At 71.3% G+C, this 13,899-nt stretch carries 18 protein-coding genes; 10 read left to right on the top strand and 8 right to left on the bottom strand.

The window, feature by feature from the left end:
• Nucleotides 1-13: 13 nt before the first annotated feature.
• Nucleotides 14-196 carry a DUF6243 family protein gene (locus tag ACF068_RS24540; protein ID WP_392276446.1) on the bottom strand — a complete coding sequence of 61 codons (183 nt, stop codon included), beginning with the start codon at nt 194-196 and terminating at the stop codon, nt 14-16.
• Nucleotides 197-445: 249 nt separating this feature from the next.
• Here ACF068_RS24540 and ACF068_RS24535 point away from each other — a divergent pair, with 249 nt between their 5' ends.
• Together ACF068_RS24535 and ACF068_RS24530 are read left to right on the top strand one after the other, a co-directional pair.
• Nucleotides 446-1,462 (top strand): aldo/keto reductase, encoded by a 1,017-nt coding sequence (locus ACF068_RS24535; protein WP_392276445.1) that lies wholly within the window; start codon nt 446-448, stop codon nt 1,460-1,462.
• Between the two features lie 31 nt (nt 1,463-1,493).
• A complete protein-coding gene (locus tag ACF068_RS24530; protein WP_392276444.1) occupies nt 1,494-2,090 on the top strand; it encodes a TetR/AcrR family transcriptional regulator in 597 nt (198 codons plus the stop codon).
• An 81-nt stretch (nt 2,091-2,171) separates the two neighbouring features.
• Here ACF068_RS24530 and ACF068_RS24525 read toward each other — a convergent pair whose 3' ends face one another.
• Nucleotides 2,172-3,554 carry a glycine--tRNA ligase gene (locus tag ACF068_RS24525; protein ID WP_189551384.1) on the bottom strand — a complete coding sequence of 461 codons (1,383 nt, stop codon included), beginning with the start codon at nt 3,552-3,554 and terminating at the stop codon, nt 2,172-2,174.
• Between the two features lie 144 nt (nt 3,555-3,698).
• On the opposite strand from ACF068_RS24525, the gene ACF068_RS24520 reads away from it, so the two are divergent.
• The 4 genes from ACF068_RS24520 to ACF068_RS24505 all read left to right on the top strand — a co-directional run bounded on the left by ACF068_RS24520 (nt 3,699) and on the right by ACF068_RS24505 (nt 6,892).
• A complete protein-coding gene (locus tag ACF068_RS24520) occupies nt 3,699-4,685 on the top strand; it encodes a metal ABC transporter substrate-binding protein (RefSeq protein ID WP_392276443.1) in 987 nt (328 codons plus the stop codon).
• A gap of 5 nt (nt 4,686-4,690) precedes the next feature.
• Nucleotides 4,691-5,485 (top strand): metal ABC transporter ATP-binding protein, encoded by a 795-nt coding sequence (locus ACF068_RS24515; RefSeq protein WP_392276442.1) that lies wholly within the window; start codon nt 4,691-4,693, stop codon nt 5,483-5,485.
• 1 nt (nt 5,486) lies between these two features.
• Entirely contained in the window at nt 5,487-6,395 is a 909-nt protein-coding gene (locus ACF068_RS24510) for a metal ABC transporter permease (protein ID WP_392276441.1), read from the top strand.
• Between the two features lie 89 nt (nt 6,396-6,484).
• Nucleotides 6,485-6,892 carry a Fur family transcriptional regulator gene (locus tag ACF068_RS24505; protein WP_198943973.1) on the top strand — a complete coding sequence of 136 codons (408 nt, stop codon included), beginning with the start codon at nt 6,485-6,487 and terminating at the stop codon, nt 6,890-6,892.
• Nucleotides 6,893-6,970: 78 nt separating this feature from the next.
• On the opposite strand, the gene ACF068_RS24500 is transcribed toward ACF068_RS24505, so the two are convergent.
• The 5 genes from ACF068_RS24500 to ACF068_RS24480 all read right to left on the bottom strand — a co-directional run bounded on the left by ACF068_RS24500 (nt 6,971) and on the right by ACF068_RS24480 (nt 9,723).
• Nucleotides 6,971-7,516 carry a YcxB family protein gene (locus ACF068_RS24500; protein ID WP_392276440.1) on the bottom strand — a complete coding sequence of 182 codons (546 nt, stop codon included), beginning with the start codon at nt 7,514-7,516 and terminating at the stop codon, nt 6,971-6,973.
• A gap of 44 nt (nt 7,517-7,560) precedes the next feature.
• A complete protein-coding gene (locus ACF068_RS24495) occupies nt 7,561-8,427 on the bottom strand; it encodes an isoprenyl transferase (protein ID WP_392276439.1) in 867 nt (288 codons plus the stop codon).
• Between the two features lie 27 nt (nt 8,428-8,454).
• A complete protein-coding gene (gene recO, locus ACF068_RS24490) occupies nt 8,455-9,201 on the bottom strand; it encodes a DNA repair protein RecO (protein WP_392276438.1) in 747 nt (248 codons plus the stop codon).
• Between the two features lie 64 nt (nt 9,202-9,265).
• Nucleotides 9,266-9,493, bottom strand: coding sequence for a hypothetical protein (locus tag ACF068_RS24485; protein WP_392276437.1), 228 nt, complete (start codon nt 9,491-9,493; stop codon nt 9,266-9,268).
• Entirely contained in the window at nt 9,490-9,723 is a 234-nt protein-coding gene (locus tag ACF068_RS24480) for a hypothetical protein (RefSeq protein ID WP_392276677.1), read from the bottom strand. Before ACF068_RS24480 ends, ACF068_RS24485 begins: the two co-directional genes overlap by 4 nt.
• A gap of 117 nt (nt 9,724-9,840) precedes the next feature.
• Here ACF068_RS24480 and ACF068_RS24475 point away from each other — a divergent pair, with 117 nt between their 5' ends.
• From ACF068_RS24475 to ACF068_RS24465, 3 genes are read left to right on the top strand one after another with little or no spacing between them, the layout of a single operon-like run.
• Entirely contained in the window at nt 9,841-10,680 is an 840-nt protein-coding gene (locus tag ACF068_RS24475; RefSeq protein WP_392276436.1) for a helix-turn-helix transcriptional regulator, read from the top strand.
• Nucleotides 10,662-10,862, top strand: coding sequence for a DUF397 domain-containing protein (locus ACF068_RS24470; protein ID WP_392276435.1), 201 nt, complete (start codon nt 10,662-10,664; stop codon nt 10,860-10,862). The genes ACF068_RS24475 and ACF068_RS24470 overlap by 19 nt, the downstream gene beginning before the upstream one ends.
• Nucleotides 10,863-10,871: 9 nt before the next feature.
• Nucleotides 10,872-11,483 carry a hypothetical protein gene (locus ACF068_RS24465; protein WP_392276434.1) on the top strand — a complete coding sequence of 204 codons (612 nt, stop codon included), beginning with the start codon at nt 10,872-10,874 and terminating at the stop codon, nt 11,481-11,483.
• Between the two features lie 3 nt (nt 11,484-11,486).
• Here ACF068_RS24465 and ACF068_RS24460 read toward each other — a convergent pair whose 3' ends face one another.
• Nucleotides 11,487-12,239 carry a hypothetical protein gene (locus ACF068_RS24460; protein ID WP_392276433.1) on the bottom strand — a complete coding sequence of 251 codons (753 nt, stop codon included), beginning with the start codon at nt 12,237-12,239 and terminating at the stop codon, nt 11,487-11,489.
• A 161-nt stretch (nt 12,240-12,400) separates the two neighbouring features.
• On the opposite strand from ACF068_RS24460, the gene ACF068_RS24455 reads away from it, so the two are divergent.
• Nucleotides 12,401-13,765, top strand: a complete 1,365-nt coding sequence (locus ACF068_RS24455; RefSeq protein ID WP_392276432.1) for an FAD-dependent oxidoreductase — start codon at nt 12,401-12,403, stop codon at nt 13,763-13,765.
• Nucleotides 13,766-13,899: the final 134 nt, after the last annotated feature.

Raw genomic sequence — 13,899 nt, 5'->3', positions numbered from 1 at the left:
CAGGGCCGGGCGGTCAGCCGGTCTGCTGCTCGTCGCCCAGTGCGCGTTCGCGCATCTTGCGCAGGAGCTCCTGCTTCTGGTCGGCCGCGGCGCGGCGGTCGGCCGCGCGGGCGGGGGCGGAGCCCTGCTGGTCGGCGCGGGACAGCTTCTTCCGCTGTCCGCCTACGCCGAGAAGGTTGTTACGGCTCTTGGCCACGGGTTCTCCATCGTGGTGAGAAGTGGTTCCGCTCGGGGCGCGTGGGGGGCGGGCGGTCGGACCCGCCGCACTCTCACTCGTAGATCGGAAGGAACGGCATGAGGTGACGGTACCCCGCCGCAGGACACCCCGGCACCCACTTTTCCCGTGACATGACTGCTGACAGATATTGAAATCTGTCAGCCGTCATGTCACTTTGGTGGAGGTATCCCGCCCCCACCCCCCTCCCGACCTCCCGAGGAGTCCGCCATGCCCTCCCCGCTCCCCTCCCGCACCCTCGGCACCACCGGCCCCCGGGTCTCCGCCCTCGGCCTCGGCTGCATGGGCATGTCCGCCCTGTACGGCGAGGCCGACCGCGCCGAGTCGATCGCCACGATCCACGCCGCCCTCGACGCGGGCGTCACGCTCCTGGACACCGGCGACTTCTATGGCATGGGGCACAACGAGCTGCTGATCAACGAGGCCCTGCGCACCGCCCCCGCCGCCTCCCGCGAACGGGCCCTGACCAGCGTCAAGTTCGGCGCCCTGCGGACCGTCGAGGGCGGCTTCACCGGCTACGACGGCCGCCCGGCGGCGGTCAAGAACTTCGCCGCGTACTCGCTCCAGCGCCTCGGCACCGACCACATCGACGTCTACCGCCTCTCCCGCCTGGACCCCGATGTCCCGGTCGAGGAGACGGTCGGCGCCATCGCCGAGCTGGTGGAGGCCGGGCACGTACGCCACATCGGCCTGTCCGAGGTGGGCGCCGGTACGCTGCGCCGGGCGGCGGCGGTCGCCCCGGTCGCCGACCTCCAGATCGAGTACTCGCTCCTCTCCCGCGGCATCGAGCACGAGATCCTGCCGACCGCGCGTGAGCTGGGCATCGGCATCACGGCGTACGGGGTGCTGTCCCGCGGCCTGATCAGCGGCCACTTCACCCACGACCGCGCCCTCGCGCCCGGCGACTTCCGCGCCATGAGCCCCCGCTTCCAGGGGGAGAACCTGCGCCACAACCTCGGCCTGGTCGACCGGCTGCGCGAGGTCGCCGAGCGCAACGGCGCCACCGTCGCCCAGACCGCCATCGCCTGGGTGCTCGCCCAGGGCGACGACATCGTGCCGCTGGTCGGCGCCCGCCGCCGCGACCGGCTGGCGGAGGCCCTCGGCGCCCTGGACGTCACGCTCGGCGCCGGCGACCTCGCCGCCGTCGAGGCGGCCGTCCCGGCGGGCGCGGCGGCCGGCGACCGTTACGCGGCGGCGCAGATGGCGCACCTGGACAGCGAGCGCTGACCGGTCCCCCGGGCCCGGTACCTTCAGGGGCATGAGCACCGAAGCCCTGACCCCGGATCGCATCCTCGAAGCCACCGAGGAGGTGCTGCGGCGCTACGGCCCCGGCAAGGCGACGGTGGTCGACGTGGCCCGGGCCCTCGGGGTGAGCCATGGCAGCGTCTACCGCCACTTCCGCACCAAGGCGGCGCTCCGCGAAGCCGTCACCGAGCGCTGGCTGGAGCGGGCGGTGACCGAGCTCGCCCCCTTCGCCGACGGGCCCGGCCCGGCCGCCGAGCGGCTCACCGGCTGGCTGAGGACGCTGTTCGCGGCCAAGCGCCGCAAGGCCGGCGCCGATCCGGAGCTGTTCGCGACGTACGAGGTGCTGATCGGCGAGAGCAGCCGGGTGGTGGCCGAGCACGTGGACCACCTCGTGGGGCAGCTCGCCCGGATCATCGAGGACGGCCACCGCCGGGGCGAGTTCGCCGCTCCGCCGAGCACGGGAGGCGGTTTCACCGCCACGGCCCGCGCGGTCTTCGACGCCACGGACCGCTTCCACGACCCGGTGCACGCCGCCGACTGGACGGACCCCGGCATCGACGCCGCGTTCGACGCCGTCGTCTCCCTCCTGCTGCGCGGCCTGCGCGCCTGAGACCGGCCGCGGGGACGCGAGCACGCGGAAGCCCCCGGCTCCCAAGGGAACCGGGGGCTGCACCGCACGCGCGGTGGAGGGTCAGCAGCCGAGCAGGCGGCTGCCCAGGTAGCCCTGGATCTGGTCCAGGGAGACGCGCTCCTGCTTCATGGTGTCGCGCTCGCGCACGGTCACCGCGTTGTCGTCGAGCGTGTCGAAGTCGACCGTCACGCAGAACGGCGTGCCGATCTCGTCCTGGCGGCGGTAACGGCGGCCGATGGCGCCCGCGTCGTCGAACTCGATGTTCCAGTTCTTGCGCAGGTCGGCCGCCAGGCCCTTGGCCTTCGGCGAGAGCTGCGGGTTGCGGGACAGCGGCAGCACCGCGACCTTGACCGGCGCGAGGCGCGGGTCGAGGCGCATCACGGTGCGCTTCTCCATCACGCCCTTGGCGTTGGGGGCCTCGTCCTCGTTGTACGCGTCGAGGAGGAACGCCAGCATCGCGCGGCCGACACCGGCGGCGGGCTCGATGACGTACGGCGTCCAGCGCTCGCCGGCCTCCTGGTCGAAGAACGACAGGTCCGTGCCGGAGGCCTTGGAGTGGGCCGACAGGTCGTAGTCGGTGCGGTTGGCGACGCCCTCCAGCTCGCCCCACTCGCTGCCGCCGAACTGGAAGCGGTACTCGATGTCGGCGGTGCGCTTGGAGTAGTGGGAGAGCTTCTCCTTGGGGTGCTCGTACCAGCGCATGTTCTCCTCACGGAGACCCAGGTCGCGGTACCAGTTCCAGCGCTGCTCCATCCAGTATTCCTGCCACTGCTCGTCCTCGCCCGGCTTGACGAAGAACTCCATCTCCATCTGCTCGAACTCGCGGGTGCGGAAGATGAAGTTGCCCGGAGTGATCTCGTTCCGGAAGGACTTGCCCATCTGCGCGATGCCGAACGGGGGCTTCTTGCGCGAAGTCTGCTGCACCTGGGCGAAGTTGGTGAAGATGCCCTGGGCGGTCTCGGGGCGCAGGTAGGCGACGGAGCCGGAGTCCTGGGTCGGGCCGAGGTGCGTGGAGAGCAGGCCGGAGAACTGCTTGGGCTCGGTGAAGGTGCCCTTGTTGCCGCAGTTGGGGCAGCCCAGGTCCTTCAGGCCGTTCTCGGGAAGGCGGCCGTGCTTCTCCTCGTACGCCTCCTCCAGGTGGTCCGCGCGGAAGCGCTTGTGGCAGGAGGTGCACTCGGTGAGCGGGTCGGTGAACGTGGCGACGTGGCCGGAGGCCTCCCAGACCTCGGACGCCAGGATCACCGACGAGTCGATACCGACGACGTCCTCGCGCGAGGTGACCATGTAGCGCCACCACTGGCGCTTGAGGTTCTCCTTGAGCTCGACACCCAGCGGCCCGTAGTCCCAGGCGGCCCGCTGACCGCCGTAGATCTCACTGCACGGGTAGACGAAGCCACGGCGCTTGCTCAGGTTGACGATCGAGTCGATCTTGTCGGCGGCCACTGTGCTCTCTTCATAACGACGATGGCGAACGGCGAATGCTTCAGGTTACCGGCGCGCGCACCCCTGGGATCAAATCGGTGGGTGGCCGGGGCCACGTACCCCCTTTGTTGACAATCGTTTCCAGTATTGTTGAAAATGAATCCCATGAACGTACGACGCCTCATACCCACCACCGCCGTCGCCGGAGCCGTGGCCCTCGGCCTGGTCACGCTCTCCGCCTGCGGGGGCTCCACCGGCTCCGCCGCGGGCGACGACGGCAAGCTGGACGTGGTGGCGTCGTTCTACCCGATGCAGTTCCTGGCCGAGGAGATAGGCGGCGACCACGTCTCCGTCACCACCCTCACCAAGCCCGGTGTCGAGCCGCACGACCTGGAGCTGAAGCCGCGGCAGATCGGCGAGCTCGGCGAGGCGGACTACATCCTGTACCTCAAGGGCGTCCAGCCCGCCGTCGACGACGCCATCAAGCAGGCGGGCGTCGAGCACACCGTCGACGCCGGCACCCTCACCACGATGGAGAAGCACGGCACCGCCACCGGCGGCCACACCCACGAGGGCGAGGAGCACGCCGACGAGCATGGCGACCACCACGCCGAGGACGAGGGAGAGGCCGGGGCCGACCCGCACATCTGGCTCGACCCCGTGAAGTACGCCGAGGTCGCCAAGGGCGTCGGCGCCTCGATGGCGAAGGCCGACCCGGACAACGCCGCGGCCTACGAGAAGAACACCGCCGCTCTCGTCAAGAAGCTCGACGGCCTCGACGCCAGGTTCGCGGGCGGCCTCAAGAACTCCGCCACCAAGACCTTCATCACCACCCACTCCGCCTTCGGCTACCTCGCCGAGCGGTACGGCCTGGACCAGGAGGGCATCTCCGGCGTGGACCCCGAGTCCGAGCCGAGCCCCGCCCGGATCAAGGAGCTCCAGGACACCGCGAGGAAGGACAAGGTCACCACCGTCTTCTTCGAGACGCTGGCCAGCGACAGGACCGCGAAGACCCTCGCCCGGGACACCGGCCTCAGGACGGACGTCCTGGACCCGCTGGAGGGAATCACGGACACGTCCAGGGGTGCTGACTACATCGAGGTCATGGAGTCCAATCTCGCCGCGCTCCAGAAGGCCCTCGGCGCCAAGTGACACACATGGGAGGCAGCGACGTGAGCAGAGAGCCGGCCATATCCGAGCCCGTCATCACCCTCGGCGGAGCCACCGCCTCGCTGGGTTCCCGCCCCGTGCTGCGCGGGGTCGACCTCACCGTCCGGCGCGGTGAGGTCGTCGCCCTGCTCGGCGCGAACGGCTCCGGCAAGTCCACCGCCGTGCGGTCCGTGATCGGCCAGGTCCCGCTGACCAGCGGGTCCGTGGAGCTGTTCGGCACGGAGCTGCGGCGGTTCCGCGACTGGGCGCGCGTCGGGTACGTACCGCAGCGCACCACCGCCGCCAGCGGCGTCCCGGCCACGATCCGCGAGGTCGTCTCGTCGGGCCGGCTGTCCCGTACGCGGCTGGGGTGGCCCTCCAGGGCGGACCGGGCGGCCGTGGAGCGGGCCATCGAGCTGGTGGGGCTCGCCGACCGCGCCAAGGACTCGGTGAGCGCCCTGTCCGGCGGCCAGCACCAGCGGGTGCTGATCGCCCGGGCCCTCGCCGCCGACCCCGAGCTGCTGATCATGGACGAGCCGATGGCGGGCGTCGACCTGGCCAGCCAGGAGATCCTCGCCTCGACGCTGCGCGAGCAGGTCGCGGAGGGGGCGACCGTCCTGCTCGTCCTGCACGAGCTGGGCCCGCTGGAGCCGCTGATCGACCGCGCGGTCGTGCTGCGGGACGGCTGCGTCGTCCACGACGGGCCGCCGCCGAGAGCCGTCGGCCAGCACGCGCTGCCCGGCCACGACCACGTACATCCGCACGCGGCCGACGAGCCGCTCCGCACGGGACTGCTGACCTGACATGGAAATCCTCCAGCTCGCCTTCATGCAGCGCGCGCTGCTCGCGGCCGTCCTGGTCGGCATCACGGCCCCGGCCGTCGGCATCTACCTGGTCCAGCGCCGGCAGGCCCTGATGGGCGACGGCATCGGCCACGTCGCCATGACCGGCGTCGGACTCGGGTTCCTGCTGTCCACCAACCCGGTGTGGATGGCCGCGGCCGTCTCGGTCGCCGGCGCCATCACCATGGAGCTGATCCGGGCGTACGGGCGCACCCGCGGCGACATCGCGCTGGCGCTGCTCTTCTACGGCGGCATGGCCGGCGGCGTCATGCTGATCAACCTGTCGCCGACCGGCTCCAACGCCAACCTCAACTCGTACCTCTTCGGCTCCCTGTCCACGGTGTCCGAGGAGGACGTCGCCGCCATCTGCGCGCTGGCGGCGTTCGTGATCCTCGTCACGGTGGGGCTGCGGCGCCAGCTCTTCGCCGTCAGCCAGGACGAGGAGTTCGCGCGGGTGACCGGGCTGCCCGTGCGGGCGCTGAACCTGCTGATCGCGGTCACCGCCGCGGTGACCGTCACGGTCGCCATGCGGGTCGTCGGGCTGCTGCTGGTCAGCGCCCTGATGGTGGTGCCGGTCGCGGCGGCGCAGCAGCTCACCCGGAGCTTCCGGATGACGTTCGCGCTGGCGGTCCTCATCGGTACGGCCGTGACCCTGGCCGGCACGGTGACGTCCTACTACCAGGACGTGCCGCCCGGCGCGACGATCGTCCTGCTGGCCATCGCGGTGTTCATCGTGCTGACCGCCCTGGCCGCGCCCCTGGCCCGGCGCCGTGCCCGGGCCGCCGAACCCGGGTCCGCCGACGCCTGTGACGTGGCCGTCGACGGCACCCGCGGCCCGGCGGCCGGCGACGTCACGGCCGGGAAGGTCTGACGCGGGACTGCCGGGCCCCTCGGCGGGGCCTGGCAGAATGGCCCGACGTACGTGTGAGCGGGCCGAGTGTTGAGGAGGCACCTGTGGCGATGGCTGGAACCCCCGGCGTGCGCGGCCGGTCGACCCGGCAGCGAGCTGCCGTGTCGGCGGCGCTGAACGAGGTGGACGAGTTCCGCAGCGCGCAGGAGCTGCACGACATGCTCAAGCACCGCGGCGACTCGGTGGGCCTGACGACGGTCTACCGCACCCTTCAGTCCCTCGCCGACGCGGGCGAGGTCGACGTGCTGCGCACCAGCGACGGCGAGGCGGTCTACCGCCGCTGCTCCAGCGGCGAGCACCACCACCACCTGGTGTGCCGCATGTGCGGCAAGGCGGTGGAGGTCGAGGGCCCCGCGGTGGAGCAGTGGGCCGAGACGATCGCCGGCGAGCACGGCTTCGTGAACGTGGCGCACACGGTGGAGATCTTCGGTACGTGCGCGGAGTGCGCCGCCAAGTGACACGGACGGCCGCCGCGTGACGCCGTACGCGTGAGGGCCCGCACCGGACCGCCGGTGCGGGCCCTCACGCGTGGTGCGTCACAGCCGGGTGATGTGCCGGTCCAGGATGGCCCGCAGCCGGTCGGCGCCGTCCGGGCCGTCGACGGCCCGCTTGGGCAGGATGGCCATGCCCACGCCGTGCCGGTCGCCGGTGAGCAGCACGAACAGCTCGGCGGTCTCGGTGTACCGGGGCAGCGCGGGCCAGCGGTACGTCATGTCCAGGTCCCGCGAGGACTGCCGGACGCCGTCGTCGTCCACGACCACCCGGTACTCGCCCTGGGTGGCGTACATCCGGTGCACCTGCTGCCCCTGGAGGCCGGGGACCAGCAGGTACACGCCGAGAACGAAGAGCAGCACCACGAGGCAGAGCAGCGCCCCGCCCACGCTCGGCCCGTTCGGGCCGGTGAGGCTCAGGACGAGTGAGCCCAGCATGAACAGCGCGCAGGCCAGCAGCACCCCGTTCTGGAGCCGCCCCGACGGGGTGGCCCGGGCCCGCGCGCGGATCGCCCCCACCGCGTCGGCGAGAACGGGAACGTAGGTCAGCTCCACGGTGTCCCGCGTCGTTCCGGACACTGCTTCGGTCACGGCCCCTCCTTGTCATGGACAAAGCCGTGATCGTAGCGGCCGGGTCAGACGGCCGGCCCGTCGGTCACCGCCCGCTCGCCCTCCGGGCGGCCCTGCATGGCCAGCAGTTCCTCGTTCGGGATCGCCCCGCCGAAGCGCCGGTCGCGCTGGGCGAACTCCAGGCACGCCCGCCACAGGTCGCGCCGGTCGAAGTCCGGCCACAGCACGTCCTGGAAGACCATCTCGGCGTACGCGCTCTGCCAGATCAGGTAGTTCGAGGTGCGCTGCTCACCGCTGGGCCGCAGGAACAGGTCCACGTCCGGCATGTCCGGGTAGTAGAGGTACTTCTGGATCGTCTTCTCGCTGACCTTCGACGGGTCGAGCCGGCCCGCCTTCACGTCCGCGGCGATCCCCTGCATCGCGTCCGCCAGCTCCGCGCGGCCGCCGTAGTTCATGCAGAAGTACAGGGTCAGCCGGTCGTTGTCCTTGGTCTGCTCCTGGGCGATCTGGAGCTCCTTGGCCACCGACTTCCACAGCTTGGGCATCCGGCCCACCCAGCGCACCCGGATGCCCAGCTCGTCGAGCTGGTCGCGGGTCTTGCGGATGAAGTCGCGGTTGAAGTTCATCAGGAAGCGCACCTCGTCCGGCGAGCGCTTCCAGTTCTCGGTCGAGAAGGCGTACAGGGAGATCGCCCCGACGCCCATCTCGATCGCGCCCTGGAGGACGTCCAGGACCCGCTCGGCGCCGACCTTGTGGCCTTCGGTGCGGGGCAGGCCGCGGTCCTTCGCCCAGCGCCCGTTGCCGTCCATGACGATGGCGACGTGGTTCGGGACCAGCTCACCCGGGATCTTCGGCGGGCGCGCGCCGGACGGGTGCCGCTCGACGTCCTTGTAGTCGCGGCGGGACCGGCCCAGGAATCCGCGTCGTGCCATGCGGCTCACACTCTCCTCAATCTGCTGCTACTTCTCGACGTACCGCAGGGAGCGCAGCCCTCGCTCCAGGTGCCAGTGCAGATACGCGGACACCAGTCCGCTCCCCTCCCTGACGTGGCGCGGTTCGCACGCGTCCGCCGTCTCCCAGTCGCCGGTCAGCAGCGCGCTGAGCAGACCGACGGCCTCCGCAGAGGGTACGACGCTGCCCGGCACCCGGCAGTCGCCGCATATGACCCCGCCCGCCCCGACCGAGAAGAACCGGTTCGGCCCCGGCAGCCCGCACCGCGCGCAGTCGTCGAACGAGGGCGCGTAGCCGTTCACGGCGAGCGAGCGGAGCAGGAAGGCGTCCAGGATCAGGTGCGGGGCGTGCTCCCCGCGCGACAGGGTCCGCAATCCCCCGATCAGCAGCAGGTACTGCTGCACGGCGGGCTCGCCCTCGTGGTCGGTGAACCGCTCGGCGGTCTCCAGCATGGCGGTACCGGCCGTGTACCGCGCGTAGTCGGTGACGATCCCGCTGCCGTACGCCGCGATCGTCTCGCTCTGCGTGCACAGCGGCAGCCCGCGCCCCACCAGCTCGCTGCCGCGCGCGAAGAACTGCACGTCGACGTGGCTGAAGGGTTCCAGCCGGGCGCCGAACTTCGACTTCGTCCGGCGCACCCCCCGGGCGACGGCCCGTACGCGCCCGTGCCCGCGCGTGAGGATCGTGATGATGCGGTCCGCCTCACCCAGCTTCTGGGTGCGCAGCACGATGCCGTCGTCGCGGAACAGGGTCATGGACCCATTGTCCCGTACCGGGACGGCGGCCGGGGCCCGGCCCGGGAACCCGGCCCCGGCGGCGTCAAGGCACCTCGCCCCGGCTCCGCGCGTTCACGTACGACGTCGCCGCGCTGATCCGCTCCGCGTCCGTCGCGGGCCGCAGCCCGTCCGGGGGGCAGTCCCACTCCCGGCCGCCACCGATGGGCCTGAGCTGGACGTACGGCCCCACGTGCCCCATGAGGCGCCCCACGCGCCCGTTGCGGACGTCCACGACGTACGACCCGACCGGCAACCCGAACGGCAGGCTCATTCCCGTCCACCTTCCTCCGGCAGGGCGGCGGCCAGCCGGCGCGCCGTCCCCACCGTGCAACGTCCCAGTTCGACGAGCGGCCGAGGGGGCTCCGCGGCGCATGTGACGGGGTCCAGCCCCAGCGACGGGAGCGTGATTCCCGCCCTTTCCAGCGCCGCGCGCAATTCCGCCACCGCCTCCTTCGCGTCCTCGACGGTCCCCGACGGCTGTCGCTCGCTTTGTTCCTTCACCAACACGGTCCTTTCCGAATCCATTTCCCGCTTACTGCCCCCAGGATGGACCCGCGCCTCTAGCATTGGCGGTTGCGCACGCGCTACAACTGCGCGGCAGGACTGGGGTGTTAAGCCATGGCCAACGCAGGCTCGTCCAGGCAGGCCGCCTGGGAGTTCTACGGCACGGAGCTGAAGAACCGGCGCGAAGCCGCGAAAATGACCCAGCAGGAACTGGGGCGGAAGGTCTTCGTTTCGGGCGGATACATCGGCCAATTCGAACAGGCCATCCGAAAGCCGCAGTTGGACGTGGCGGCGAGGATCGACGAAGTCCTACAAACCGATGGTTTTTTCGAGCGGATGTGCCGCAAGCTCATCAACACGTCGCCGTACGCCGAGTATTTCCGGGCCGTTGCGGAGCTGGAGGCGCTGGCGACGAGGATCTGCGAGTTCGCGCCCACGGTCGTGCCCGGCCTGCTCCAGACCGCCGAGTACGCGCGGGCGGTCACCGTGGCCGCCAACCCCTTCGTCCCCGAGGAGTACGTGGAGGAGAAGGTCACCGCCCGGCTGGCCCGGGCCCGCGTCCTGGCGGACGCTACAAGGCCCGAGTATTGGGTGACCCTGCACGAGAACGTGCTCCGGGTGCCGGTGGGCGGCCCGGCCGTGATGGCGGCGCAACTGGACCACGTGGCGGCGCTGGCGCGCCGGCGGGCGGTACTGGTGACGGTGATCCCGTGCGCGGCGGGGGCGCACGCCTCCATGATGGGGTCGCTGAAGCTCATGGACTTCGAGGACGCCCCGCCAACCGCCTATACAGAAACGGCTTTTTCGGGCACCTTGCTGGACGATCCGGCGGTGGTGAAGCGGGCACAGCGCGCCTACGATCTGGTCAGGGTCGCCGCGTCGTCGCCGGAGGCGTCCCTCGCCCTGATCGAGTCGGCGGCTGAGGACTACAGACGATGCGCGACTACGACCTGAGCACCGCACGCTGGCGCAAGAGCACCCACAGCAACGGCGAGGGCGGCGACTGCGTCGAAGTGGCGTACGACTTCCCCGGCGTCGTCCCCGTACGGGACAGCAAGAAGCCCGCCGGACCGGTCCTGGTGGTCGGCGCTCACGCGTGGCGGGCGTTCGTCGAGGGTGTCAGTGCCGGTGGTTAACGTGATCACATGAGTTCTTCCCTGAGCGCGTACCTGCTCGACCCCAAGGCCACCCGCGCCCTCGTCGGCTCCGGCGACGACCAGTTGCTCCAGGTCATACGGGACAGCTTCGGCGACGACCTGGCCGCCGACGACCGGTACTTCTCCTCCGAGATCGCGAACGGCGCCCCCACCGCGTACGAGGCGCTGCGCGCGGTGGTGCACGGCGGGCCGTTCCACGAGAACAAGCAGTACGCCTTCCAGTACGGGTACGCGTACAAGCGCCTCTGCTCGCTGACGGGGTCCTTCCTGGACAACTCCTCCTTCAGCCCGTTCCGGGGCGACTGGCTGGAGGTCGTCGACGAGGGGCTGCGGGCACTGCGGATCACCGCCGTCTCGGTGGCGGAGCTGGGGTACTACGACGGTCTGCCGAAGGGGATCCCGGCCTACGACCTGCCGCGCTGCGGCGAGTGGACGCACGAGGAGTGCCTGGAGGCGCTGGAGCAGTTCGAGCGGACGAAGCGGGAGGGGCACGCGCCGCCGCTGGAGCCGGAGGTGGTCGACGCGGTGATGGACGTCATCGGGTGGCTGCGGCACGTGGAGGCGCGGCCCGGTTTCGGCGTCGTGGGGTTCGTGTCGTAGGCGCTACGGCTCCCGCCCTTCCTGCTTGGCGACCACGACCTCCTTGCGCAGTGCGCGCGCCAGGATGACGCCGATGACGATCAGGCCGACCGCCAGCCAGCGGGGGGCGGCGTCGTAGACCAGGACCAGGACGCCCATGGGGATCAGCAGGCCGACGAACGGCATCAGCAGGCTGCGTACCGGCGGGCGGGGGACGGCCGGGTACCACTCGGTGAAGCGCATGGCGGTGATGAGCGCCGACGCCTGGACGAGCCAGGCCGTCCAGAGGTTGTCGGGGTCGTGCAGGACGAGGTCGCCGATGCCGCCCGCCACGGCCGCCACCAGAAAGGCCAGTGCCCAGGCCTGGGTGACGACGACGTTGGCCCGGAGGAAGTCCCGCGTGTGCCAGAACTCGCGCGGGACCTTCTTGCGGGCGTACGGCGTCGTCAGGGGTGCCGCCGCCGCGACGGAGAGCACCGCCAGCGCGGCGATCGCGAGGTTGGAGATCTCGTTGGCGTACGTCTCCAGCCATCGCATCGTGTCCACCGGGGCGATCATGCCGACGACGGTGAGGACGCCGAAGAAGACCAGTCCGGCGACCTCCAGGAACACCGGCCGGTGGCGCACCAGCAGCAGGACGGCCGCCAGGGCCAGGGCGAGGCCGGCCGCCGGTTCATAACGGCCGGGGCCGACCAGCAAGGAGAAGACGATCCACGGGGACATGCCCGTGATCGAGCTGTTCATCAGCCTGGCGCCCCAGCCGGCCGTGCCGTTCATGGTTCCAGCGTGGCGCGGTTCATGCGTGGAGGCGAGAGATGCCATAAGCCCGGCTTATGGGGTCATAGGCGGGGGGCGGGTACCGAGGTGAGGCGAGCCTTACTTAGGGTGCGTATGAGCACTCACGTCACCGCTCACTCCTCGCTCGAAGGGAATTCGTCATGCCCCGCCCCTTGCGGGTCGCGATCGTCGGTGCCGGCCCCGCCGGGATCTACGCCGCCGACGCGCTGCTGAAGTCCGAGGCCGCCACCGACCCCGGTGTGTCGATCGACCTCTTCGAGCGTATGCCCGCGCCCTTCGGCCTCATCCGGTACGGCGTCGCGCCGGACCACCCGCGCATCAAGGGCATCATCACCGCGCTGCACCAGGTGCTGGACAAGCCGCAGATCCGGCTGTTCGGCAACGTCGACTACGGCACCGACATCGTCCTGGACGACCTGCGGACGTTCTACGACGCGGTGGTCTTCTCGACCGGCGCGACGGCCGACCGGGCGCTGGACATACCCGGCATCGACCTGGACGGTTCGTACGGCGCCGCCGACTTCGTGTCCTGGTACGACGGCCACCCGGACGTGCCGCGCACCTGGCCGCTGGAGGCCGAGAAGGTCGCCGTGCTGGGCGTGGGCAACGTGGCGCTGGACGTGGCGCGCATCCTGGCGAAGACGGCGGACGAGCTGCTGCCGACCGAGATCCCGCCGAACGTCCACGACGGCCTGAAGGCGAACAAGGCGCTGGAGGTCCACGTCTTCGGGCGGCGCGGCCCGGCACAGGCGAAGTTCAGCCCGATGGAGCTGCGCGAGCTGGACCACTCGCCGAACATCGAGGTCGTCGTCAACCCCGAGGACATCGACTACGACGCCGGGTCCATCGAGCAGCGGCGCTCCAACAAGCAGGTCGACATGGTCGCCAAGACCCTGGAGAACTGGGCGATCCGCGACGTCGGCGACCGGCCGCACAAGCTGTTCCTGCACTTCTTCGAGTCGCCGGCCGAGATCGTCGGCGAGGACGGCAGGGTCGTCGGGCTGCGCACCGAGCGCACCGAGCTGGACGGCACGGGCAACGTCAAGGGCACGGGCGAGTTCACGACCTGGGACGTCCAGGCCGTGTACCGCGCGGTGGGCTACCTCTCCGACGAGCTGCCCAAGCTGCCGTTCGACCTCGCCAGCGGCACGGTGCCGGACGAGGGCGGCCGGGTGATCGAGGGTGGCGAGCACATGGCGTCGACGTACGTCACGGGCTGGATCCGGCGCGGTCCGGTCGGCCTGATCGGCCACACCAAGGGCGACGCCAACGAGACGGTGGCCAACCTGCTGGAGGACCACCGCGAGGGCCGGCTCCTGGTCCCGGCCGCCCCGGAGGAGGGCGCGGTCGACGCGTTCCTGCGGGACAAGGGCGTGGAGTACACGACCTGGGAGGGCTGGTACCGCCTGGACGCGGCCGAGCGGGCGCTGGGTGAGGCCGAGGGCCGCGAACGCGTCAAGATCGTCGAGCGCGAGGGCATGCTCCGGGCGAGCGCCGAGCGCTGACCGCACGCGGCGGGGGGGGGGGCCCCCCCCCCCGGGGGGGGCGCCCCCCCCCGCCCCCCCCCCCCCCCCCCCCCCGCCGGCGGCCCCCCCCCCCCCCCCCGCGCCCCGCCCACCCGCCGCCCGCCGCCGCCCCC

Source organism: Streptomyces sp. NPDC016309 (assembly GCF_043077235.1).
GTDB lineage: Bacteria > Actinomycetota > Actinomycetes > Streptomycetales > Streptomycetaceae > Streptomyces.
This window is presented reverse-complemented; position numbering and strand designations above follow the sequence as displayed.